Here is a 21800-nt window from a genome sequence, read left to right on the forward strand (position 1 = left end):
ACATCGGCCATCTCGTCACAACCATCGAACCAGCAGAATGCGCAAACTACTTCGAAAGCGCCGGATACGCTTCCGTCAAAACCTGAAAGGCTCTAAAGCCGCGCCCGTGTCGAGCGCGGGGTGGCAAGCAGCAGATTGGTTTCGCTGGCCTTGATGCCCGGCACCAGGCGAATGCGCCGCAACACAGCGTCGAAATCGGTGAGCGTCGCCGCACCCAGTTCCACCACCAGATCGAAACGGCCATTGGTGGTATGGACCGCCGAAACCTCGGAAAAGCCGCCAAGCGCCTTCACCACCCGGTCGGCGACATGGCCCTCAATCTCGATCATCATGATGCCGCGAACGGGCAGATCGACCGCATCGGACCGCAGGATGACGGTATAACCGATGATATCGCCGGAGCGTTCGAGCCGCTCCATGCGGGCGCGCACGGTCGCGCGGGACACGCCGAGATCGATCGCGATATCGGAAATGCTGCGGCGGCCATTATGTCGTAAAAGCGTTATCAGCTTTTCATCCAGATCGTCCATGCTTTCTCCATTTTGAAAAGCCAATCCGACATTCTGATAAACCAATCCGATAAAATTGCCAATCCGGTTGGTTCACATCGCCAAGCGTAAATGGTCAATCTTGGTACAGAGATTAGAAGGACTCCAGATTATGCATTGCAAGATTTTGGGATTGCCCGTTCAGGAAGGCACCGGCCGCGTAGGCTGCAATATGGGCCCGGATTCCTATCGCGCCGCGGGTATCGCGGCTGCCATCAGGGAACTCGGGCACGACTTCACCGATCTCGGCAATCTGGCGCCTGCCGTCCCGCGTCCGCTTGGCCATCCGAACCGGGCGATCAAGGCGCTTCCCCATGCTGTCGCATGGATCGAGGCGATCAGCGAAGCAGCCTATCGCGAGAGCGCTGACGGTTTTCCGATCTTTCTCGGCGGTGACCACCTTCTGGCTGCCGGTACCGTGCCCGGCATTGCGCGCCGCGCTGCCGAAAAGGGACGCAAGCAGTTCGTCCTCTGGCTCGATGCCCATACGGATTTCCACACGCTGGAAACGACGGAAAGCGGTAATCTGCATGGCACGCCGGTGGCCTATTACACTGGTCAGAAGGGTTTCGAAGGCTATTTCCCGGACCTCGTTGCCCCGGTTGATCCGAAGAATGTCTGTATGCTGGGCATCCGCAGCGTCGATCCCGCCGAACGCAATGCGATCAAGAAGACGGATGTTGCCGTCTATGACATGCGCCTGATCGACGAACACGGCGTTGCCGCCCTGCTGCGCCGCTTTCTGGAGCGGGTGACGGAGGAGGACGGTCTGCTGCATGTGAGCCTCGACGTCGATTTCCTCGATCCGGCCATTGCACCTGCCGTCGGCACGACCGTGCCGGGCGGCGCAACGTTCCGCGAGGCGCATCTCATCATGGAAATGCTGCACGACAGCGGGCTGGTGACAAGCCTCGATCTCGTTGAACTCAATCCATTCCTCGATGAACGCGGGCGGACCGCGACCGTGATGGTGGACCTGATGGCAAGCCTGCTTGGCCGCAGCGTCATGGATCGTCCCACCATCAGCTACTGACGCAGCCCGCTTGGCTGCCAAATGCTCAAGGAGCAATGATGACCCAACCGAACCTCAATATCGTTCCCTTCGTCAGCGTCGATCACATGATGAAGCTGGTGCTTTCCGTCGGTGTCGAGACGTTTCTGAAGGAACTTGCCGATTATGTGGAAGAAGATTTCCGCCGCTGGGAAAGCTTCGACAAGACGCCGCGTGTGGCTTCGCATTCCAAGGAAGGCGTGATCGAACTGATGCCGACGAGCGACGGTACGCTCTACGGCTTCAAATATGTGAACGGCCATCCGAAGAATACGCGGGAAGGTCTTCAGACCGTGACGGCATTCGGTGTTCTCGCCGATGTGGGCAGCGGCTATCCGATGCTGCTGACCGAAATGACCATTCTGACGGCGCTGCGCACGGCTGCGACTTCGGCCGTTGCCGCACGGCATCTGGCGCCGAAGAATGCCCGCACCATGGCGATCATCGGCAATGGCGCGCAAAGCGAGTTTCAGGCGATGGCCTTCAAGGCGATCCTCGGTATCGACAAGCTGCGCCTCTATGACATCGACCGCGGCGCATCGGAAAAATGCGCCCGCAACCTTCAGGGTGCCGGTTTTGACATCGTGATCTGCAAGGACGTCGAGGAAGTGGTCGAGGGTGCCGAAATCATCACCACCGTGACCGCCGACAAGGCCAATGCGACGATCCTCACCGACAACATGGTTGGCGCTGGCGTGCATATCAATGCGGTCGGCGGCGATTGCCCCGGCAAGACGGAACTGCATGGCGATATTCTGCGCCGCTCGGATATTTTCGTGGAATATCCGCCGCAGACCCGCATTGAAGGTGAAATACAGCAACTGCCGGAAGACTATCCGGTCAATGAGCTTTGGGAAGTCATTACCGGCAAGATCGCCGGGCGCAAGGACGCTCGCCAGATCACGCTGTTCGACTCCGTGGGTTTCGCAACCGAGGATTTTTCGGCGCTGCGCTATGTGCGTGACAAGCTGAAGGATACGGGCCTTTACGAACCGCTCGACCTTCTGGCCGACCCGGATGAGCCGCGCGATCTCTACGGCATGTTGCTGCGCCACGAAAAGCAGCTTCAGTCCGAAAAGACCAAGCCTGCGGCCTGATCCCGCTTTTCCGGAGACGGCCTCGGTCTGGATCCCGAACCGTCGCCGCTAGAGCGGTTCCTGTTTTGACTGAATCGTTGGAACGGCTCTAACTATTTGTTTTTACGCATTATCCTACGCAAAGCCGCTTCGCACTTTTGCTGGAAATGCTCTATTCCCTGCCGCGCTGACCGCGTCAGGGATGGGTTGCCGCAATCAGTGCGATAAGCGCTTGGTGCCTTCTGCAATTTCCATTATGGAAGATGTGGGTTTCAAAAACGGGGCAGGCGGCATGAATGACAGCGCGCAAGGTGAAACGATCTTCGGACAATCAGGGCGAGACGTTCGGTCTGCCGCCGCGCCCATCGTTTTTTGCGATACGCTGGGACTTTACCAGCAGCCTCTTGGCCAGCCTCTCGACACTGTTGTCCTGTTTGCAAGCCCCTGGGGGCTGGAAGATCTTTGCACGACTCGGAAATTCTGGCGCATCATCGCCGATGAACTCGCCGCACGCGGCATAGGTTCGTTCCGCTTCGACTGGCCCGGCACGGGCGACGGACGCGACGATATCGACTTTTCGAAGGGGCTTCAGGTCTGGCGGGACGCACTCGTCGAGGCGGCGACGAAGGCCCGCACGCTGTCCGGGGCCAGCCGTGTCGTGATCATCGGCCAGAGCCTTGGAGCCGCCATTGCCGCCGAAACAGCGCCGCAAATCGAAGGTGTCGAGGCACTGGCTCTGCTCGCGCCGGTTATTTCCGGGCGATTTTACATACGCGAGCTTGCCGTCTGGTCGAGCATGGTCGATGCCGATCTGGGACTGACGGACGATCAGAGGATAAGGGACGGCGTGGCCATCGCATCGTTGAAGATGCAGCCGGAAATCGCTGCCGATGTGAAGAAGCTCAATCTCCTGTCGCTCACGGCAAAGCCTGCACCGGCCTGTCTCCTGCTGGCGCGTACCGACCGTCCGAACGATGCCGAGCTTGCCATCCATCTGGAAGGGCTTGGCGCCAATGTGACGGTGGAATCCTTTGACGGCTACCGCAATCTGATCTCCAACCCGGTCATTACCCGCTTGCCCCTGGACGTGGCAGATCGTCTCGTTGCGTGGGTAGCGGGGATAGCCGGCGAGACGCCTGCCAGCAGTGAAGCCGACGATGCCGATCTTGGCGGCGAACTTGCCGGCGACGGGTTTTTCGACACGCCGGTTTCCTTCGGACCGAACAACCGTCTTTCCGGCGTGCTGTGTGCGCCTGCCGGGCTGCGTCGAGGCAGGACGGTCCTGTTCCTGTCATCGTCTTATGACCGCCGCATCGGCTGGGGCCGCACCACCGTCGAGATGGCGCGCAAGCTTGCGCGTGAGGGCATTGCATCCCTGCGTTTTGATCTTGCCAATGCAGGCGACAGCCCGCCCAATCCGGCCATGCCCGAACAGGTGCTTTATACGCATGGGCCGGAGGCCGACGTTGCCGATGCTCTCGATTATCTCGATGCAATCGGCTTGGGGCGTCCTGTGGTCGCGGGACGATGCAGCGGCGCGTTTCTCGGCTTCTATTGCGCGGTCAAGGACGAGCGCGTTTCCGGGGCGATTCTCGTCAATCCGGTCACGCTCTACTGGGCGCCGGGGCGTTCCGTAGAGGAAGCGGTGCGCGAGGGCAATCGCACGCTGGAAGATTATGGCAGCCGCGCCATGCGTCTGGAAACCTTCCAACGCCTGTTTCGCGGCGAGCTGGATTTTCGCGCCATCCTGCGCAATCTTGCACGCGGTGTCGGCGGGCGTATCCGAGGGGTAGGGCGCAAGCTGTTTCGCGGTCACACGCCGGAAGGCCGGGCGATCTATTCGGCCTTTGACGAGTTGAAGTCGCGTCAGGTCCCGCTGGCTCTGGTCTTTGCCGAAAAAGACAGCGGGCGCGAGCATTTCAATTTCTATTTCGACCAGACGGGTGACAGGGTACAGCGGTTCGATAATGTGTCGGTGTCGATCATCCCGAACGCCGACCATAATCTGACGCCGGAACATTCACGCGAAATCTATATCGACGCGATTCGTTCTCTGGCTCTGAAGTCGTCAGAACCAGACGATGCGTGACGAACCGGCGATGCGAATTTCGCCTGAAGGCTTTTCGGGCGTTTCGTTGCGTGGAAGGAGCGCGACGCGCCTCGTCTCGTTGGGTGCGAGGTGAAACCAGTTTTCTGCGGGGCGCCAGTCGCCCGCATCGATGCTGACGGACTGAGCCAGAACCTGCGTCTTCAGATCGAGGAACCAGTTTCCGTTCTCTTCAACAGTTGCGGCTTCGATAATCGCATCGTGGAAGGCCTTTGTTCGGCCAAGCGGGAAGTGAAAGGCCTCGGCGACGGTCTCGCCGTTGTGTTTCAGTCGCGCGACGGTCACGTCATGGGCCGGAGGGCCGAAACGATAGGCGTAGGTGATATCGAAAAACGCGCCGAACAGGTCTGTGGCGGGGATCGTGACTGCTGAACGGCCTGCGAGGGACAGTTCGCGACGGCCGGTCACCACGGGCTGCGAACCGGCGCGCAGACAGGCCACATCGAGCGAGAGATCGGCAGTGCGCGCCTTTTCATTCAATACGTGAATCGCAAGGCCATTGACGCCTTCATCGGTCAAGGCGACCTGCTGCGGGCGGGAGGCGCGCTTGAGGCCATGCCACGAGGCCTTGGGTTCGCCGGTTGCATCGATCATGCCCCAGCCCGCACCGGGCAGCACGTCCTGAAACATCCAGACAAGCGCGCCGAAGCAGGTGCTTCCCGGCCTGCGCCATTCGGCAAGGGTCGCTTCCATCACTTCCGCGGTCACAGCGCGGGAAAGATGGAGATATTGTTCCACATCCTCGCGGCGCAGGCGCGCCGGATCGTAACCGTAGAGCGTTTCCAGATAGTGATCGCGCACGTCCTCGAAGTCCCACGACACGCCACGGTCGCGCGGCACACGTGCTTTCCAGCGCGGATCGTGAACGGGTGGAACGTCGAGATGGGTTTTCAGCGTGCGGGCTTCCGGCACGTTGGAAAAGGCAAGGCATTCCGTGGCGAAGCGTACTTCGGCGCGTCGTGCGTCCTCCAACGGACGGCAATAGGCGCTGACGCCGTAATAATGGCTTACACCTTCATTGCTGGTGAAGGGCAGGGCGCCATCGCAAGGCGAGTTCGGCACATAAGGAATGCCGGGGCAGAGCGCGCGCGCCACGCCGGGCAGTATCTCCTCGGTGAGCGCGCCCTTCCAGGTCGTTTCCGGCAGGCCCATCATCGCGCCCTGCTGGTAGATTTCGCTGCCGCCGCAAAGGACGGTCAGCGACGGTGCGTGTCCGACAGCGGCGAGGAGCTGGGATGCTTCAGCCTGTACTTTCCCGACAAATGCCTCGTCCTTCACCGGATAGTCGAAGTTGGCGAACATGAAGTCCTGCCACACCATGATGCCAAGCTCGTCGCAAAGGGCATAGAAATCCGGTGTTTCATAGGCGGTGATGCCGCTCAGGCGCAGCATGTTCATGCCTGCTTCCTGTGCAAGTTTCAGCCACGGCTCATAATCGTCGCGCGTGCCCGGCAGGCGGATAATGTCGGCGGAACTCCATACCGCGCCCCGGCAGAAGATTTTTTCGCCATTGATCCTGAGTGCAAATCCCTTGCCGTCTGCGCCTCGGTCCACGCCGATGCGGCGAAAACCAGTCCGTCCGAGCGACCGCATTTTTCCATCGAACGACAGCTCGACATCATGAAGCGTTGGATTGCCATGCGTGTGCGGCCACCATGGTTCGACTGACGGGATGGTCAATTTCACCCGCCATTGCCCGTCGACCGACCGCGCACAGGCGATATGCCGGCCAGCACAATGGAGAATCAGTTCTGCGGCCTTGCCGTCATAAATAAAGCTGACGTCGAGTTCGCCGTCTCCACCTTCTGTCAGTGTTGCCCGAATGACGATCTCGCTGATGGCTTCGGTATCGGCGCGGCTGATCGTTATCGGACGCCATGGACCAACGGCATGTATCTCCGGGCACCAGCCCGGCATATAGCCCAGTGCCGTGGTGCGTACGAGGCGCAGACCCTGATTGCTCATCAATTGCGTGCGCCAGCGGGCGCGCGGGCCTTTCTGATCGAGACGCGATGCGAGCGCACGAAAACAGAGCGCAAGCTCGTCCCCGCCGCTCAGAACGACGGGCAGATCATGGTGCAGGAACATGCTGTCGGTTTGCAGCAGCAATTCGCCGTTGAGGAAAATATCGCAAATGGTGGCGAGGCCATCGAAATGCAGCGTGGCGGGGCCGGGCGCTGCATCGAGATCGAGGAAATACCAGGCGTCCCGATTGTCGAGCGGTATCGGCTTGTTACGGTCGAAGCGTCCGGCCTTTTCGAGCGCTTCGGCTACGGTGCCGGGAACCGGCGCTTCAAGGCCGTTTCCGTCACGCCCGACATCGCCGGGTTTCCGGGCAGCATCCGGTGTGGTGACGAAAAGCCGCCAGCCTTTCGCGAGCGAACGACTGGCGGCATTTGCGTCCATCGGCATTTCAGGCGGCATCACGGACGAGTTCCGTTGCAAGAGCCTCCATCATGCGATCCCAGGCGTCGGCAGCCGGTTGCAGGCTTCCGGCCAGGGCGTCGAATTTCTTGCGCATGACGGCGCGGGCAAGCTGGAACTGGACAGCCTTGGCGGTTTCCGCGATCTGCAAGGCATCTGCCGAGGCCGATGCAAAGCGCCTGCCTTGCCCCAGCCACTCCAGATGGCTTGCCGCGAGCTCGAAATTCGCGCCGAGCTGGCGCAGCGTGTTGAAAGCATATTTATGGAAGAAGCCGAACTGACGTTCCGCGATTGCTTCCACCTGTGCTGGAAAAAGCTGCGCGAAGGCCCTGATCGGGTTCTCCCCCGGTCTGCGCGCAAAATGGCGCGGCAGGAGAATTTCGGCGACACGTCGCTGATGAGCCTCGTCCGGCACGTTCTTCGGAAATTTGGCGAATTCCGTATAAGGCAGGAATGGCGGATCGTTCTCCGTCAGGTGCCGCTGGAAAACGCCATCGAAATCCTCGCCTTCCAGATGATAGAAGCCGCCATTGTGGAAGTAGTCCAGCGCGCGGTTTTCGACATCCATGCGGTTGATGGCGATGGTGGTCTTGCCATGTTCGGTGCGATAGCTCACGCCGTGCGTATCCGGCATGAAGAAGCTGTCCATCTCCACCATGCACAGGCGACCGCGCCCGATCTGGGCCGCAATATGGCTCTCGACGTTGTCGAAGATCGCAAGTTCCGTTGCGCGCAGGCCGTAAAGCGCCTCGAGGTCTTCCAACGGCACCTTGAAAAAGGTGAACTGGTCGCCCTCGAAATCCTGTGTCAGCGTGAAACCGAGCATGGCTTCAGGGGCGGCGCCCAAAGTCGCCAGAACTTCGATCCAGAGATCGACGTAGCAATTGGTTTCCGGCCAGATGCGCGTCTGCGCGTGAAGTGCGTGCGGCTCGTAACGTTCGGGTGCGATGTTCGGAAAAACAGCCTGCATAGAAGCGATCAGCCCCACAATTCCTTGCGCGTGTTTTCAGGCCAGGCTTCGACGTCCAGGCCATGGTGATGAAACAGCGCCAGTGCGATGCGTTCCAGTCCGAAACCGACGCAGGCGGTATGCGCCACGGAACCGTCGTGCAGCGAGAGGCCCCATTTCACGCCGAACTGATCCTGATGATAGTTGAAGCTCATGCAGGCGGTCGGCTTTTCGGTGCTGGTGATCGGGATCAGCAGTTCGAATTTCAGGTTCTGGTCGCGCTGGTTGTTGACCAGCATCTTGCCCGCGCGTCCGAAGAAGGGATCGTTGGCGACGTCGATCTCGACCGGCAGGCCAACCCTCTTCATCATTTCCGTGCCGCGCTCGATCCAGAGCTGGCGGAAGGCCATCACGTCGGCTTCTGTGCCCATGCGCACATATTCGCGCATACGGAAAAGCTGTTGCCGGGCCGGGTCCACCGAAGGTTCATGGCGGAAGCAATAGGATTGCAGATCGTATAGCCCGCCGCCCTGCGGCAACGGTCCGCGCCGGGCAACGGTCGGATAGAGTGGATAGCAGGCCGCGGGCGTCAGCACGATGTCCGTCGCCTTCTGTTCCAGTGTCCAGTCCTCGCCTTCGTCCATGCACTTGATGAGACTGATATGGTCAAGCTCGCAGCCGCAGAAGCTGTGCACGGTGCCCGCCAGTTGCGGGAAGCTTTTCATATAGCCGCTTTTTTCGAAAAAAGCGCGGTTCATGCCGGGCGGGAAGCGGATCGCTTCCGCGCCGTCATTGCCGCCTGTTCGGTCGATCAGCCGTTCGAAAGCCTGGATGACGTCCTCGAACCGACCGGAACGGCCATAAAGCCCGTCCACGCCGGTGTCGATCAGCAGGCCGGAATCGAAAAGCCGGTCGAGAAACGATCTTTGAGCATCCATTGCGATTATCCCAAAAGGCTGTTGTTCTGTTTGTGAATGAGCAGCATCGTGGCCGTATTGCCGAGAATGCGCTCGTTGGAAATCATGAGCTGTGCGGAATGTGCATCGCGCAGATGGCGTCCGAGGCTGTAGGGCGTGCCGTTCTTGTAGCCCATGATGCCGCAAACCAGCATGGCGTGGTTGATGATCTGGAGGATGGTCTGCGAGGCGGCAATCTTGAGATTGTTCATCGCAATCGCAAAACCCATCGAGGCCAGCTTGTCGGGATCGTGCTTCGCGTCGCGATAGGTCTTGAGACAGGCGACGATTTCCGACTTCAGCATCTGAAGCATGTTGGATGCTTCGGCAACACGCAATACGCCCGGCTGCGGTGCGCCCGGATTGCGCCGCGCGGCGGCGCGCACGAATGCCTGTGCCCGGTTGACCGCATCGACGGCGATGCCGTACCAGAGCGAACTCCACAGCGTATGCGACTGCGCCAGCATGGATTGCGCCGCGATTTCGGCGAAGGGATGCGGCAGTATCTGCACCTTTTTTGCCTCGCCGCGGAAGACGAAACCTTCGGAGCAGGTGCCGCGCATGCCGAGCGTGTCCCAGTCATTGGTCTTTTCGAGCGTATACTGGTCCTTGAGGAACACCGTCATCACCTGATCGGACGAAGCCGCGTCCTTGTGTGCGCGCGACGTGATCAGGATGGCGTCGGCGTAGACGCCGTAAGAGATGACCGTTGCATTCTTCTCCAGGCGGCACGTGTCGCCTTCGACCTCGATGGCGCAGATCGAATTGCGCAGATCGCCACCGATGCCGCCCTCCGTCGTCGCGGAAGCGAGCAGCAACTGCTCCCTGGCGATCCGCCGCATGAAATCGCGATGCCAGTCTACCGACTGGCCATGTTCCACGAGGCTCGAGAGCTTGATGTGATGCATGGCGAAAATCATCGCGCTCGACGCGCAGGACTGGCCCAGGATGCAGCACAGTTCGGCAATCTGGTCGATTCCGGCGCTTTCGCCGCCCAGTTCGCCCGGCACCTGAATGCCGAGCAGGCCTTCGGCCTTCATCGCGTCGATCGCCTCACGCGGGAAGCGGCCTTCCTTATCGACGCCATCGGAAAATTTGCCCGCTATGGCCGCAACGCGGCCCATGCGCTCTGAAAGACTGTTCCCCGCACCGACATTCATTATACGGCCTCTTTATCCTTGAGAATCTGGCTGATCGTCTGTTCGATGGCCTTGATGCTCGCGAAAGACTTGCGGTTGAGATACTGGTCCGGGAATTCGATATCGAACCTGTCTTCGAGACCGAGCATGAGCTGGACCGATGCAAAGGACGACAGGCCCGCGCTGTAAAGATCGGCGTCGTCGGCGATGTCCGTCACCGGCGTCGGCAATCCGCCGACCCTGGACAGAAGTTCGCGAATGGATTCGTTCATATTCAATCTCCCTGCATGTCTGCCCAAGTGGAATGTTCGCGTCTGGGTTGACGGAGCGTCCGGCCTTTGAGCTTCCCTGAAAAGCCATGGCAACTGTTCGAAATTCTCGTCGATTATGCAAGCGGCATATTGTGAATATTAGTTAGTTCGTAAATACGTCGCCGTGCGTTTCGCCTTATCTGCCCTTGCAAGCCTTTATTTTCTGTTGACGTGACTGAGCGGCAATCCGCCAGATCTGGAGAAGTGCTTATATAGTTAAATATTCGATGACAAGATGTATTGTATTGCCCGCAAGAGTTGCGGATACGACTTTCAGAGGGGGCGGCGTGAATGCCTCGGCGTGGAAATTTTTCCCGTATGGGTGGCGATTGCCATTTCGAAGCTGTCGGCGATGCGCCGTGCGCGGTCGATGAAGATGATCGCAGCTTCCGGTGGAAAAATCTCGCGCGCGGTTTGTTCGAACAGGTCCAGCCAGCGGTCGAAGTGTTCGTTTGCCAGCGCCAGTTTCAGGTGGGGCGGCATGGGGCGCCCCTCATAGCCGCCGGTCTTGAGGATGACGGACGACCAGAAGGCGGCAATCTGCGCGATGTGATGGTCCCAGTCGTGCACTGCCCTGGCGAAGATTGGACCGATGACGGCGTCTTCACGCGCTCGTCCATAAAACGTGGCCACCAGCTTGTGAATGGAGGTCGTGTCGATGGAGGGATGCGGCTGATTGATGAGAACGGTCATGATCGTATGTCCGGGTGCCTGTAATGGCGGGAGTTGCGGGCTGCGCCACCGATATAGTCGTTCGATCCCCCGCAATCCAGTGAAGCGTTGCCGCACGGTTTCCGCTGGCAGCGTGGAGAGGAGGTTGACTGTTGTCCAACTCGCCCAAACGATAAAACCGAAAGAATCGATAAGAGTATCTTCGTTAACCTAAGAAAGTTAAAGTCCATTTTTACGATAGACAGAAAATACAAAATTTTATATCCATTTTTCGGGAAAGCACAGCCTGTAGACGAAGTATTCCAAGATCAAAATGGAATATTATGAGTTGCTTATATAATATTTTGGATTGGTTTCTTTTCGGCAGGGTAAGGATGGCGGTCCCGTTCATTTTTGAGGATGTGGGTTTTGCTATGGAGAACCCTTCATTGAGTTTGCATGGCGTGAACCGTCTCTTCTCTTGGAGTTCAGGTTGCCAAATGAGCCGATAGCGCCTCAAACCAAAGTCGTTGAACTGACAGATGAGGAGAAAAAACGAAGGGCAAAGGTCAGGATGACAGGTGGGCCGGTTCCCACGAAATATCAGAGGTCATGAAGGCCGGGGGCTTCGCATTGATGCGAAATTCGCAAGGCGATGAGTTGGCGGCGGAAGGATGTTCCGCCTGCAACATGGACATACAGACGGAAATACCGGTCGATGCTTGCTGAAATCGTGACATGGCTGGCAAGGTTTTCGTCAAGTCAGGTCGTTGCCCGGATTACAGGCGTCCACGAAAACATGACGTGTTGGCGTTGAAGTTGGCTTCGCCATTTATTGGCGGTGCGACGAAAGGCAGGACCGCGGTGTCCGCATAAAGAATACTCTTCCTTTACAACGCTCTGCCGGTTTTGACTGGCGTATAAGGAGATAAAATGAAATCCATCCTCAAGAAAAACGCTCTCAGGCTCACGGTTGTTGCTTTTGCAACGATCGGCGCGAGTGCATCGGCTTTGGCCGAACCGGATGTGCCGCCGTTTTATGCAGCGGTGATGCAGATGAAGCCTGAAGGCAAGCTTGGTCAGGTCATCAGCAAGGAAAAAATCTCTACGTCGATCGAAGGCGCTCAGGCCTGGCGAATTGCCTATATTTCCTCGGACGTCAATGATCGCAAGACGATTTCGACCGGCTTTCTGGTTGCTCCCATTGGCGATGCCCCGAAGGAAGGGCGGCCGGTGATTTCCTGGGCGCATGGCACGACGGGCACGGCGCAGAATTGCGGCCCCTCGCAAGTGGTCAGCCCGGCGGCCCCGTTGAACCTGTATTTCCTTCCTGATGGTAACGCATCGACGGATTATGGCGCCCCTGCACTCGATACTTTCATCAAGGCCGGTTACGTCGTCGTCGCGACGGATTATCAGGGTCTGGGCGGTGGCGGCAAGCACCAGTATACTGTTGCGGCAACCAACGGTCGGGATGCCATCAATGCCATTCGTGCTGCGGGTGACGTGAAGGAAACCGGAGCTGGAAAGAAGGCTCTTATCTATGGCTGGTCGCAGGGGGGCGGAACAACCATTGCTGCCGCCAGTTCGGGCGATTACATCAATCAGACAGGTACGGCTTTCGACGGCATTGAACTCGTCGGATTTGTCGCCATGGCGCCGCAGGATATCGCGGCCGCAGCTTCTAAAGGCGAGATAACCGAAGCATCGAGCCAAGCCATGCTGGGGCGCTTGGTGAATCACTTTGCCGGCAACGTGTTCGATTTTACGCACTTTGCACAGAACATCTGGGCGACACAGTCAGCGTTTCCCGACAAGCTTAAGCTGACGGACATCTTCACGGATGACGGTGCCAAAATCGTTGACGAAATCATGTCGAACAAATGTATCCATGTGGCTTCGGATTCGTTGAACTACGCGCTGGGCGATAAATTCAGTTCAATGCTGAAACCCACACCGACGAATGCCAAGGCATGGGCAGATGCCATGCTGGCGGGCAGCGTTCCGAATGCCAAGCCGGTTGCTCCCGTCCTTGTTTACTGGGGCACGAAGGACACGGTCGTTCCACCGGTCATGGGTGAGATTTATCGGGAACAGATGTGCAAATTGGGCGGTAACGTTACGCGTGTGCAGTTGCCGGGCCAACAGAGCCATTTCAGCACGCCTGCTGCTGCACTGCCGCTGTATCTGCCCTGGATCACTGATCGGTTCGCCGGTAAAACTGCGGCTGATGGCTGCGCCGCTCAGTAAGCCCGATGTGGTGGCATTCCCGGCTCATCGGTCTCCACGATCCGATGTGAATATCCGGGAAGCGAGCCGCGACAGTTTATTGATGGCTTGAAAACAGTTTGCCAGGAGGAACACCGGTTTCCTCCTGGCACAGGCTGCCGCAATGGCTTTTTTTAGAACCTGTGCCAAAGTCGCCATAAGCGGTTGCAATCTTGCGGTGATGACACGGTTCTATCACGCTATCCTCGACGCAAGGCGTTGAAGCGTGTCGCGCTCAATCACATTCGGGCGGTACACTTTAAGTTTTTGTTTTGACGCATGTCTTTATCCCGTCGAAGCGGGACTAGAAATCAGTCCAGTAGACTGATTTCCCTGCGTAGCCGGTTTCCACTTTCGGGAGACAGGCTGTAGGATTGCCTTCCCGCGAAATGATGCCGATTATCGCTAGCCGTAGCATTGGGCCAATAATGGTCCATCTAGCTTGCTGCGCCATTTTTATAATGAAATCAGAGTTTTGGTAGCGGAGGAGGGATTCGAACCCCCGACACAAGGATTATGATTCCTCTGCTCTAACCTACTGAGCTACTCCGCCACGCGTCGCTTTACAGAGACGATCTCACAGTCACCGTTTCCAGTAAGGCAAATCATCGTTCCTGCAAGGAATGGCGGCGGTATATGTGGGGAATGAAAAGCTGTCAAGCACTCTTCGCATAGCTTTCGTCTTGTTTTCTATCATTTGCACCGATAAGGAACTCCGTATCAATAAAGGCTTGGTTTTATGGCACCTCGTATTGCGGTTTTGGGTTGCGGCTATTGGGGCGGCAACCACATTCGTACCCTGAAGAGCCTCGGAGTCCTTCAGGCAGTTTCAGATTCACGGACAGAACAGGCGGAACGCTTCGCGACCGAGTTCAACGTTCCCAGCGTTCCCGTCGACGAATTGTTCTCCCGTCCGGATATTGACGGCATCGTTCTCGCATTGCCGGCGCAGTTTCATGCGCAATATGCCATCGAGGCCGTGAAGAACGGCAAGGACGTTCTGGTCGAAAAGCCGATCGCGCTCGATATTCCGGCCGCCGAGGCCGAAGTCGAGGCCGCGCGCGACAATGGCCGGATTTTCATGGTCGGTCATGTTTTGCGCTTCCATCCGGCTTTCGAGAAGCTGCTCGACATGGTGAAGAGTGGCGAACTTGGCGATATTCGCTATGTGCATTCGCATCGCGTCGGGCTTGGAAAATTTCACAGCGAATTCGACGCCCTGTGGGACCTTGCGCCGCACGATCTCTCGATGATCCTTGCCATCACCGGCGAGGAACCGACCGCAGTTCGCGGCGAAGGCGTCGCGACGCTCGATCATCTCAGCGATTTCGCCCATCTTCATCTGGAATTCCCGAACGGTATTCGCGGACATCTGTTCGCCTCGCGGCTGAATGCCTATCGCGAACGCCGCCTGAGCGTTACCGGCACCAAGGGCATGGCGGTGTTCGACGACGGTGAGCCCTGGGACCGCAAACTTGCGCTCTACAGCCATGAAGTCTGGCGGGAAGACGACCGCTGGTCTTTCAAATCCGCGGAGCCTGCCTATATTCCGGTCGAGGAAGGGATGCCCCTGACCCGCGAATTGCAGCATTTCCTGCATTGCATCGAAACACGCGAAAAGCCGCGTACGGATGGCTGGGAGGCGATCAGCGTTCTGCGTATCCTTACCGAAGGTACGGTGCGCCATCCCCGATAGGGGGGGCTGCGCGGTTCGCTTTACGCCGCGTCAAGCGGTGTTACAGGAATCGCAAAACTTTGAACGCGCCAGCCATGGCAGGGCAGGGCGCAAGCGAATAAACAGGTTGCCGAGGATTCGCACATAGACTGTGCGGGCCAGATATATTGGAGCCAACATGCAGTTCATTGATCTTGGAGCGCAGCGCGCGCGTATCGAAGACCGTCTCAATGCCGCCATTTCCAAGGTTGTTGCGGAAGGCCGTTATATTCTTGGACCGGAAGTCGCCGAATTCGAAAAGAAGCTCGGCGAATATCTGGGCGTCGAGCATGTGATTGCCTGCGCCAACGGCACCGACGCCTTGCAGATGCCCTTGATGGCACGGGGTATCGGTCCGGGTCATGCGGTTTTCGTCCCCTCCTTCACTTTTGCCGCCACGGCGGAAGTCGTCGCGCTTGTTGGCGCGGAGCCGGTATTCGTCGATGTGGATCCGGACAGCTACAACATGAATGTCGAGCAGCTTGAAGCTGCCGTCGCCGCTATCCGCAAGGAAGGCCGTCTGGAGCCGAAGGCGATCATCCCGGTCGATCTGTTCGGTCTGGCTGCCGATTATAACGGCATCACGGCCATTGCCGACCGTGAAGGCCTGTTCATCATAGAAGATGCAGCCCAGTCCATCGGCGGCAAGCGCGACAATGTCATGTGCGGCGCTTTCGGTCATGTCGGGTCGACCAGCTTCTATCCGGCCAAGCCGCTCGGCTGCTATGGCGATGGCGGTGCGATGTTCACGAACGATGCGGAGCTTGCCGACACGCTGCGTTCGGTCCTGTTCCACGGCAAGGGCGAAACGCAATACGACAATGTCCGCATTGGCATCAATTCGCGTCTCGACACGATCCAGGCCGCTGTTCTCCTTGAGAAGCTGGCGATCCTCGAAGATGAAATGGAAGCCCGCGACCGTATTGCCAAGCGCTACAATGAAGCGCTGAAGGATGTGGTGAAGGTTCCGGCACTTCCTGCTGGCAATCGTTCTGCCTGGGCGCAATATTCCATCGAGAGCGAAAACCGCGATGGGCTGAAGGCGCATCTTCAGGCGGAAGCCATTCCTTCGGTTATCTATTATGTGAAGCCGCTGCATCTCCAGACGGCCTATAAGCATTATCCGGTCGCGCCGGGCGGTCTGCCGGTTTCCGAAGCCCTGCCATCGCGCATTCTGAGCCTGCCGATGCACCCTTACCTGTCGGAAGCGGATCAGGACAAGATTATCGGCGCGATCCGTGGTTTCCACGGCAAGAAGAGCTGATCTGCTCTCAATCCAATTGACAGGAAACCCGGCGAAAGCCGGGTTTTTTGTTCAGGTTTGCAGGTTCAGCTGCCAGGAGACGCCATATTTATCCTTGATCCAGGCGAAACGTTTGCTGAAACCGTAATCGTCGAGCGGCATCAATATCTCGCCGCCATCCGATAGCTTTTCGAAAACGCTGTCCAGTTTTTCCTCGTCGTGAAAATCCACGAAAAGGGAAATGGATGGGTTGAAATCGAACTGGTGAGGGATGGGGCTGTCGATGACGATCAGCCGATGTTCGGCAAAGGACACCCGGGCGATCTGCACCTTGCCGGGGCTGGCGCTCTCTTCGTCATAAATCTTGATCGAGTCGATCTGAAAGTCGGGAAAGATCGAGCGATATGTTTCGAGAGCTGCGCTTGCACTGCCCTGAAACATGAGATGGGTGCAAACCTGTGTCATGAAGAAAGCCTAACACGGTCCCGCCAGTTCCGGCAATCGGGCTTGTAGGCTACTCGTCCGCCCGCCTGGCGGTGAGGCGTTTATTGACGCGAGCGGCGACGAAACGGGCAATGGCGGGGCCTGCGAGAAGCACGATGAAGAAACGGCTCGTCTGCATCGCGATGATGAAGGGCAGGTCGACATTGCTCGATGCGGCGATGATGGCGACCACGTCCGCGCCGCCCGGACTGGTGGCAAGATAGGCGGTCAGCGGATCGAAGCCGAAAAGATGGCCGAGCGCCATGCCGAACAGGCCGCAGATGGCGATCAGGACCAGCGTGGATGTCAGGACCGCAGGGAGGGCTCGCGCCGCATGGGCGATGATGGATCGCGAGAAACCGAGACCGATCCGCCAGCCGATGAGCACATAGCTGGCGCCAAGCAGCCATGGCGGAAGGTCGATCGTCATGATCCCTATGGCCTGCAACAATGCGCCCAGCGCGAGCGGCACCAGCATGGCGCCGGTCGGAATGCGGGAGATTTCACCGACAAACGCGCCACCCACGATCAAGAGCAGGGTCGGGCCGAGTGTCGTCCAGTCTGGGGGCGGGAACCACACCGTTTCCGCCGGCGCCACGGTTTCAACGCCTGTGCTGAGACGGAGGACGAGCGAGGCGGCGGTGGCGACGAGCACGACGCGCAGATACAGCATGAAGGCAACGAGGCGGGCATCCGCTCCGTAGGACTCGGCCATCAGCGTCATTGCCGTGGCAGCTCCCGGCGAAGAACCCCACACGGCGGTTGTTCCGGGCAGGATGCGAAAGCGGGCAAGGAGATAGCCGATCAGCGTGCTTGCAAGCAGCACAAAGCCGACGGACAGCAGGATCACCAGCAGATGCTGGCCCATGCTGGTGAAGAACTCAGCGGTAATCGAGCGGGCTATGAGAGAGCCAACGACCGCTTGTGCGCCAAGCGACAGCCAGTGATGAATCCGCAGGGTGGTTTCGCCCGCGGTCATCAATATGGCGCCCAGCATGGCGCCAAGCAGCAGCGCGGCAGGCAATTGCAGTTTTTCGCCCGCAAGGATCAGGGCGGCGGAAAACACGACCAGCAAGCCCCACTGGACCAGCTTCGGTGCATTTCTGAAACTGAACTTGCCTGGGGTCACAACCGATCCGGAAGGGGAGATTTTCTGCATTGCCCTTTCTCACTACATCCGGCGCAGGGGCTATGCAAATCCGATTTTACGTCGGAAATATTGATTTCCAAATATCAATATGTCGGGGAAATCAAGATGGTTGCAGCAGACGGCAGGACGCTGCTTTTTAAAGACAGCGTCCTCAAATTCGGTTGGAACCGCTTCGATCAGCCGATCATTGCGCGGCGCTGATTGGCAGGCCGTTCGACGATTGCCCTAGGTGCCTTGCCGCCGTCGCGCTCTTCCAGTGCCTCGGCTTTCGACAGTTCGACCTCCGCAGCCGACAGTTCAGCTTCGGCTGCTTCCTTCTGGGACATCAGGTCGCGAATCGAAACGAAGAGATTGTCGCGCCGCTGGCGTGCCGCCTTGGCAAAGGTCGGATAGGCGAAATGATTAATGTCGGTGATGCCGGCCTTCTTTTCCTCCGAAAGAATCTGGGCGTCGAGTTCGCCTGCCATCCGTTCGAATTCGCCGATCATCAGGTCAAGCTGCCCCAGTTGACGGCGTTTCTCTTTCACCTGAAACAGTTTCAGCCTGACGAGGCTTTCACGTGGCTTCATACGCAATACTCCTTGAACACCAACCAGCTTCATATGTTGGGGCGTTCCCCCCGACTTTGTTAACAGGTGTAAACAGGCAAAACGCACCTGTTACACCGCCGAATCTCCTTGCGAATCCGCCTTCCCTAAAGGGGGAAGCGCCGCATTTGGCTTTAGAATGAGCTTCATAAGCGAAACAAAAAGTTAAGGATTCGCTCGTTTGGTAACCATTCCTTTACCGGCGGAGTTAATCATACGCGTTAGGACTTAAGGCTCGGTAAACCGAGTGTGGTTTTTGGGTAACAGGCGAAAGCTAGAGTCAGATGAATCGCTTAGAGAAGATTCTTAAAGTGATGCATTAGAGTCGTTATAGGGCGAATGTCTTTATGATTCAGGCAGATATGAGAATTTTCTAAACGGAACATAAATATGCTTGCCAAGCAGAATCATATTTTGTTAACCATTTGCTGGCACCTTCATGCAAAGGCAACGACAGTTCCGTGTGCTGCCGTGAGGGACATCTGGTCGGCTGCGGAAAGGGGATAAAAGATGCGCGTCCTTTTGATTGAAGACGACAGTGCTATCGCACAGAGCATCGAGTTGATGCTCAAGTCCGAGAGTTTCAATGTCTACACGACCGATCTGGGCGAAGAAGGCATCGATCTCGGCAAGCTTTACGATTACGATATCATCCTGCTGGATCTGAACCTGCCGGATATGTCGGGTTATGAAGTCCTGCGTACCTTGCGTCTGTCCAAGGTCAAGACGCCGATCCTCATCCTTTCCGGCATGGCCGGCATCGAGGACAAGGTTCGCGGTCTGGGCTTCGGCGCCGACGACTACATGACAAAGCCCTTCCACAAGGACGAGCTGATCGCCCGTATTCATGCGATCGTGCGCCGTTCGAAGGGTCATGCCCAGTCGGTCATCACGACGGGCGACCTGATCGTCAATCTCGATGCCAAGACGGTGGAAGTCGGCGGTCAGCGTGTTCATCTGACCGGCAAGGAATATCAGATGCTGGAGCTTCTGTCGCTCCGCAAGGGCACAACGCTCACCAAGGAAATGTTCCTGAACCATCTTTATGGCGGCATGGACGAGCCGGAACTGAAGATCATCGACGTCTTCATCTGCAAGCTGCGCAAGAAGCTCGATGCGGTTTCCGGTAGCCAAAGCTATATCGAGACTGTCTGGGGCCGCGGTTATGTGCTGCGCGAGCCGGATGCCGAATTGCGCGAAAGCGCCTGATCGCACGGCAGGGACTGAAACGTAAAAAGCTCCGCTTCGGCGGAGCTTTTGCTTTTGAGCCGGATATTTAAAGCGTGTCGCGTTCAATCATGCTCAGGCGACATGCTTTCGTTACAAAAGAAAAGCGCGGGACGTTTGCCCGCGCTTTTTTTGATTCATTCCGCTGAGAATACGATGTCTTCCGCGGTGGCATGAATGGAAATCTTCATGCCTGCTTCTTCCGCCAGAAGCAGCGTGTAATAGGGTTGGACGGAATGCGCATCGATCGGTTCTTCCGGCGTCGCGCCTGAGTGAAGCTCAAGAAACTTTGGCGGAACCCGCAGGATACGGCCCTTCACGGTGATGACGAAACGCGGTTCGGTGTCGCCGCCTTCAAGGCGCACGGCCAGTGAACCGCCGCGCGGTATGGCGGCATTGCCGATGAGGAGCAGGTTGAGGAGCAGCTTGACCTTGTTCTTCGGCAGAAGGACACGCGTGCCTTCCCAGCTGAATTCCGGCTTCTCGTTCTTGAAATATTCGGCGGCGACATTCTGCGCGTCACCTGTGTCGATCTGCACACCGGCGGAGCCTGCCGCGCCAAAAGCGATGCGGGCGAACTGGAGCCGTGCAGAGGCGTTGCGCGCGCTCGACTTGATCAGCGCCATCGCATCTTCGTCCGCTCCGCCTTCTTCAAGCAGTTCCAGGCCATTATTGATCGCGCCGACAGGCGAGATGATGTCATGACAGATCCTGCTGCACAGAAGCGCACCGAGGTCGAGTGCGGAAAGGGTAACGGGCAATGGCATGGCGCTTTCTCCGGGAACGCGGATCGATCCTTGTCGTTCTGGCGACGCCAGGTGACAGAACCGTTATCGGTTGACAAAACAGCCCGTAAAGCCTGTCGTTTACGCGCTGCATGAAGGCGGGCGAATCGCCCTGAATATCGATTTAACTGGATACACGCGACATCTGGCCGCCGCAACAAAGCTCTATTCTCCAGCCACGCCGGGATGGCCCGTCAGGCGCGGGTTCACATCGGCGTGAGAACCGGCTTTTTCTGTCCGCGAGGCCCAAATCGCGTCGCCTTTGTAAAGCCAATTTCAGACCCTAAAGGTTTAGACAATAAATTTGCGTCTAAAATAGACGCGATTCGACGGAAACGTCCGCAAGAGGCGCCGTCCGGCTTTCCAACAGGGGCCGTCAGACAGAGGAACGGATAGCCAAAAGGAATTGTAAATGGCCATACCAACCCTGTCACAAACCAGAATCCGCAAAGCGGCGTGCTTCATGGCGTTTTTCGCGGCTCTGTTTGTTTCTTTCATCGCCCGGCCCGATCAGGCCAGGGCACAGAACACCTACACGGCCGAAGAAATCGTCGCGTCCGGTCACAGATTTTTCGGCTCGACCTCGGGCGGCCTTGCCAGCGCGGTCGAGAAGGCATTTCAGAGCTTCGGATTGCCGAACGGCTACATTCTGGGCGAAGAAGGCTCCGGCGCCTTTATCGGCGGACTGACCTATGGTGAAGGCACGCTCTACACCAAGAATGCCGGCGATCATAAGACGTTCTGGCAGGGGCCTTCGCTCGGCTGGGATTTTGGCGGGCAGGGCTCTCGTGTGATGATGCTCGTCTATAATCTCGACGACATTCAGAACCTTTACGGCCGCTATGCAGGCGTCTCCGGTTCTGCCTATGTTGTCGCGGGCGTCGGTTTCAATGTTCTCAAGCGCGGGAATATCGTGCTGGTTCCGATCCGCACCGGCGTCGGCGCGAGGCTCGGCGTGAATATCGGTTATCTGAAGCTTTCAGCCGCGCCGACCTGGAACCCGTTCTGAGAGCCTTTTCCAAAAGTCGCCATGCCGGTCTGTTTCAATCAGATCGGCGCTCCGGCGCGCATACCCGAAACTGCCCGAAAAATGACCGACAACCGGTTCACACCTTTCGGGATGCGCTCTAT

The 21800-nt window shown here is 57.9% G+C and carries 19 protein-coding genes and 1 tRNA gene; 8 read left to right on the forward strand and 12 right to left on the reverse strand.

Going from position 1 to position 21800, the window contains the following annotated elements:
• Window positions 1-92: 92 nt before the first annotated feature.
• Window positions 93-530, reverse strand: a complete 438-nt coding sequence (locus tag FHS76_RS11605; RefSeq protein ID WP_183652380.1) for an Lrp/AsnC family transcriptional regulator — start codon at window positions 528-530, stop codon at window positions 93-95.
• A 130-nt stretch (window positions 531-660) separates the two neighbouring features.
• Between FHS76_RS11605 and rocF the strand changes: the two genes are divergently transcribed.
• From rocF to FHS76_RS11620, 3 genes are all read left to right on the forward strand, one after another.
• The gene (gene rocF, locus FHS76_RS11610; protein WP_183652383.1) at window positions 661-1581 is read left to right on the forward strand and encodes an arginase; all 921 of its coding nucleotides are present in this window, start codon (window positions 661-663) and stop codon (window positions 1579-1581) included.
• Between the two features lie 38 nt (window positions 1582-1619).
• A complete protein-coding gene (locus tag FHS76_RS11615; RefSeq protein ID WP_183652386.1) occupies window positions 1620-2696 on the forward strand; it encodes an ornithine cyclodeaminase in 1077 nt (358 codons plus the stop codon).
• 235 nt (window positions 2697-2931) lie between these two features.
• Window positions 2932-4764 carry an alpha/beta fold hydrolase gene (locus tag FHS76_RS11620; protein ID WP_235992651.1) on the forward strand — a complete coding sequence of 611 codons (1833 nt, stop codon included), beginning with the start codon at window positions 2932-2934 and terminating at the stop codon, window positions 4762-4764.
• Here FHS76_RS11620 and FHS76_RS11625 read toward each other — a convergent pair.
• The 6 genes from FHS76_RS11625 to FHS76_RS11650 form a co-directional block, all read right to left on the reverse strand.
• Window positions 4744-7206, reverse strand: a complete 2463-nt coding sequence (locus FHS76_RS11625; protein WP_374828592.1) for a glycoside hydrolase family 2 protein — start codon at window positions 7204-7206, stop codon at window positions 4744-4746. The two genes, FHS76_RS11620 and FHS76_RS11625, sit on opposite strands and share 21 nt — an antisense overlap.
• Window positions 7196-8176 (reverse strand): DUF1839 family protein, encoded by a 981-nt coding sequence (locus tag FHS76_RS11630; protein WP_183652389.1) that lies wholly within the window; start codon window positions 8174-8176, stop codon window positions 7196-7198. The genes FHS76_RS11625 and FHS76_RS11630 overlap by 11 nt, the downstream gene beginning before the upstream one ends.
• A gap of 8 nt (window positions 8177-8184) precedes the next feature.
• Window positions 8185-9093 carry an amino acid--[acyl-carrier-protein] ligase gene (locus FHS76_RS11635; RefSeq protein WP_183652392.1) on the reverse strand — a complete coding sequence of 303 codons (909 nt, stop codon included), beginning with the start codon at window positions 9091-9093 and terminating at the stop codon, window positions 8185-8187.
• Between the two features lie 5 nt (window positions 9094-9098).
• On the reverse strand, window positions 9099-10271 hold the full coding sequence (locus FHS76_RS11640) for an acyl-CoA dehydrogenase family protein (RefSeq protein WP_183652433.1): 1173 nt from the start codon (window positions 10269-10271) through the stop codon (window positions 9099-9101).
• A complete protein-coding gene (locus tag FHS76_RS11645) occupies window positions 10271-10522 on the reverse strand; it encodes an acyl carrier protein (protein ID WP_183652436.1) in 252 nt (83 codons plus the stop codon). The genes FHS76_RS11640 and FHS76_RS11645 overlap by 1 nt, the downstream gene beginning before the upstream one ends.
• Window positions 10523-10834: 312 nt before the next feature.
• Window positions 10835-11254 carry a group III truncated hemoglobin gene (locus tag FHS76_RS11650; protein WP_183652439.1) on the reverse strand — a complete coding sequence of 140 codons (420 nt, stop codon included), beginning with the start codon at window positions 11252-11254 and terminating at the stop codon, window positions 10835-10837.
• Between the two features lie 891 nt (window positions 11255-12145).
• Here FHS76_RS11650 and FHS76_RS11655 point away from each other — a divergent pair.
• On the forward strand, window positions 12146-13462 hold the full coding sequence (locus tag FHS76_RS11655; protein WP_183652442.1) for an alpha/beta fold hydrolase: 1317 nt from the start codon (window positions 12146-12148) through the stop codon (window positions 13460-13462).
• Between the two features lie 494 nt (window positions 13463-13956).
• Here the strand turns inward: FHS76_RS11655 and FHS76_RS11660 are convergent.
• Window positions 13957-14033: transfer RNA gene (locus FHS76_RS11660), tRNA-Met, on the reverse strand.
• A 186-nt stretch (window positions 14034-14219) separates the two neighbouring features.
• Here FHS76_RS11660 and FHS76_RS11665 point away from each other — a divergent pair.
• The gene (locus FHS76_RS11665; RefSeq protein WP_183652445.1) at window positions 14220-15176 is read left to right on the forward strand and encodes a Gfo/Idh/MocA family protein; all 957 of its coding nucleotides are present in this window, start codon (window positions 14220-14222) and stop codon (window positions 15174-15176) included.
• Between the two features lie 157 nt (window positions 15177-15333).
• Window positions 15334-16458, forward strand: a complete 1125-nt coding sequence (locus FHS76_RS11670; RefSeq protein ID WP_183652448.1) for a DegT/DnrJ/EryC1/StrS family aminotransferase — start codon at window positions 15334-15336, stop codon at window positions 16456-16458.
• 51 nt (window positions 16459-16509) lie between these two features.
• Here the strand turns inward: FHS76_RS11670 and FHS76_RS11675 are convergent, their stop codons facing one another.
• From FHS76_RS11675 to FHS76_RS11685, 3 genes are all read right to left on the reverse strand, one after another.
• On the reverse strand, window positions 16510-16902 hold the full coding sequence (locus FHS76_RS11675) for a VOC family protein (protein ID WP_183652452.1): 393 nt from the start codon (window positions 16900-16902) through the stop codon (window positions 16510-16512).
• A gap of 49 nt (window positions 16903-16951) precedes the next feature.
• A complete protein-coding gene (locus FHS76_RS11680; RefSeq protein ID WP_183652456.1) occupies window positions 16952-18079 on the reverse strand; it encodes an AbrB family transcriptional regulator in 1128 nt (375 codons plus the stop codon).
• A gap of 167 nt (window positions 18080-18246) precedes the next feature.
• Window positions 18247-18639 (reverse strand): flagellar export protein FliJ, encoded by a 393-nt coding sequence (locus FHS76_RS11685; RefSeq protein ID WP_183652459.1) that lies wholly within the window; start codon window positions 18637-18639, stop codon window positions 18247-18249.
• Window positions 18640-19167: 528 nt separating this feature from the next.
• Between FHS76_RS11685 and ctrA the strand changes: the two genes are divergently transcribed.
• Window positions 19168-19866: a response regulator transcription factor CtrA gene (gene ctrA / locus FHS76_RS11690; RefSeq protein WP_183652462.1), complete on the forward strand. Its 699-nt coding sequence runs from the start codon at window positions 19168-19170 to the stop codon at window positions 19864-19866.
• A gap of 155 nt (window positions 19867-20021) precedes the next feature.
• On the opposite strand, the gene chpT is transcribed toward ctrA, so the two are convergent.
• A complete protein-coding gene (gene chpT, locus FHS76_RS11695; RefSeq protein WP_183652465.1) occupies window positions 20022-20651 on the reverse strand; it encodes a histidine phosphotransferase ChpT in 630 nt (209 codons plus the stop codon).
• Between the two features lie 430 nt (window positions 20652-21081).
• On the opposite strand from chpT, the gene FHS76_RS11700 reads away from it, so the two are divergent.
• Complete coding sequence (locus FHS76_RS11700; protein WP_183652467.1) at window positions 21082-21678, forward strand: DUF1134 domain-containing protein; 597 nt, start codon at window positions 21082-21084, stop codon at window positions 21676-21678.
• The last annotated feature ends 122 nt before the right edge of the window (window positions 21679-21800 follow it).

It is taken from the genome of Brucella daejeonensis (assembly GCF_014199265.1).
In the GTDB taxonomy this organism is placed as follows: domain Bacteria; phylum Pseudomonadota; class Alphaproteobacteria; order Rhizobiales; family Rhizobiaceae; genus Brucella; species Brucella daejeonensis.

What these genes read in the sequence shown, in the direction of transcription:
- FHS76_RS11650 (WP_183652439.1), bottom strand. Translation starts at nt 11,254, where the DNA reads ATGACCGTTCTCATCAATCAGCCGCATCCCTCCATCGACACGACCTCC.
- FHS76_RS11620 (WP_235992651.1), top strand. Translation starts at nt 2,932, where the DNA reads ATGGAAGATGTGGGTTTCAAAAACGGGGCAGGCGGCATGAATGACAGC.
- FHS76_RS11665 (WP_183652445.1), top strand. Translation starts at nt 14,220, where the DNA reads ATGGCACCTCGTATTGCGGTTTTGGGTTGCGGCTATTGGGGCGGCAAC.
- FHS76_RS11685 (WP_183652459.1), bottom strand. Translation starts at nt 18,639, where the DNA reads ATGAAGCCACGTGAAAGCCTCGTCAGGCTGAAACTGTTTCAGGTGAAA.
- ctrA (WP_183652462.1), top strand. Translation starts at nt 19,168, where the DNA reads ATGCGCGTCCTTTTGATTGAAGACGACAGTGCTATCGCACAGAGCATC.
- FHS76_RS11700 (WP_183652467.1), top strand. Translation starts at nt 21,082, where the DNA reads ATGGCCATACCAACCCTGTCACAAACCAGAATCCGCAAAGCGGCGTGC.
- chpT (WP_183652465.1), bottom strand. Translation starts at nt 20,651, where the DNA reads ATGCCATTGCCCGTTACCCTTTCCGCACTCGACCTCGGTGCGCTTCTG.
- FHS76_RS11645 (WP_183652436.1), bottom strand. Translation starts at nt 10,522, where the DNA reads ATGAACGAATCCATTCGCGAACTTCTGTCCAGGGTCGGCGGATTGCCG.
- FHS76_RS11635 (WP_183652392.1), bottom strand. Translation starts at nt 9,093, where the DNA reads ATGGATGCTCAAAGATCGTTTCTCGACCGGCTTTTCGATTCCGGCCTG.
- FHS76_RS11670 (WP_183652448.1), top strand. Translation starts at nt 15,334, where the DNA reads ATGCAGTTCATTGATCTTGGAGCGCAGCGCGCGCGTATCGAAGACCGT.
- FHS76_RS11605 (WP_183652380.1), bottom strand. Translation starts at nt 530, where the DNA reads ATGGACGATCTGGATGAAAAGCTGATAACGCTTTTACGACATAATGGC.
- FHS76_RS11615 (WP_183652386.1), top strand. Translation starts at nt 1,620, where the DNA reads ATGACCCAACCGAACCTCAATATCGTTCCCTTCGTCAGCGTCGATCAC.
- FHS76_RS11630 (WP_183652389.1), bottom strand. Translation starts at nt 8,176, where the DNA reads ATGCAGGCTGTTTTTCCGAACATCGCACCCGAACGTTACGAGCCGCAC.
- rocF (WP_183652383.1), top strand. Translation starts at nt 661, where the DNA reads ATGCATTGCAAGATTTTGGGATTGCCCGTTCAGGAAGGCACCGGCCGC.
- FHS76_RS11640 (WP_183652433.1), bottom strand. Translation starts at nt 10,271, where the DNA reads ATGAATGTCGGTGCGGGGAACAGTCTTTCAGAGCGCATGGGCCGCGTT.
- FHS76_RS11680 (WP_183652456.1), bottom strand. Translation starts at nt 18,079, where the DNA reads ATGCAGAAAATCTCCCCTTCCGGATCGGTTGTGACCCCAGGCAAGTTC.
- FHS76_RS11655 (WP_183652442.1), top strand. Translation starts at nt 12,146, where the DNA reads ATGAAATCCATCCTCAAGAAAAACGCTCTCAGGCTCACGGTTGTTGCT.
- FHS76_RS11675 (WP_183652452.1), bottom strand. Translation starts at nt 16,902, where the DNA reads ATGACACAGGTTTGCACCCATCTCATGTTTCAGGGCAGTGCAAGCGCA.
- FHS76_RS11625 (WP_374828592.1), bottom strand. Translation starts at nt 7,206, where the DNA reads ATGCCGCCTGAAATGCCGATGGACGCAAATGCCGCCAGTCGTTCGCTC.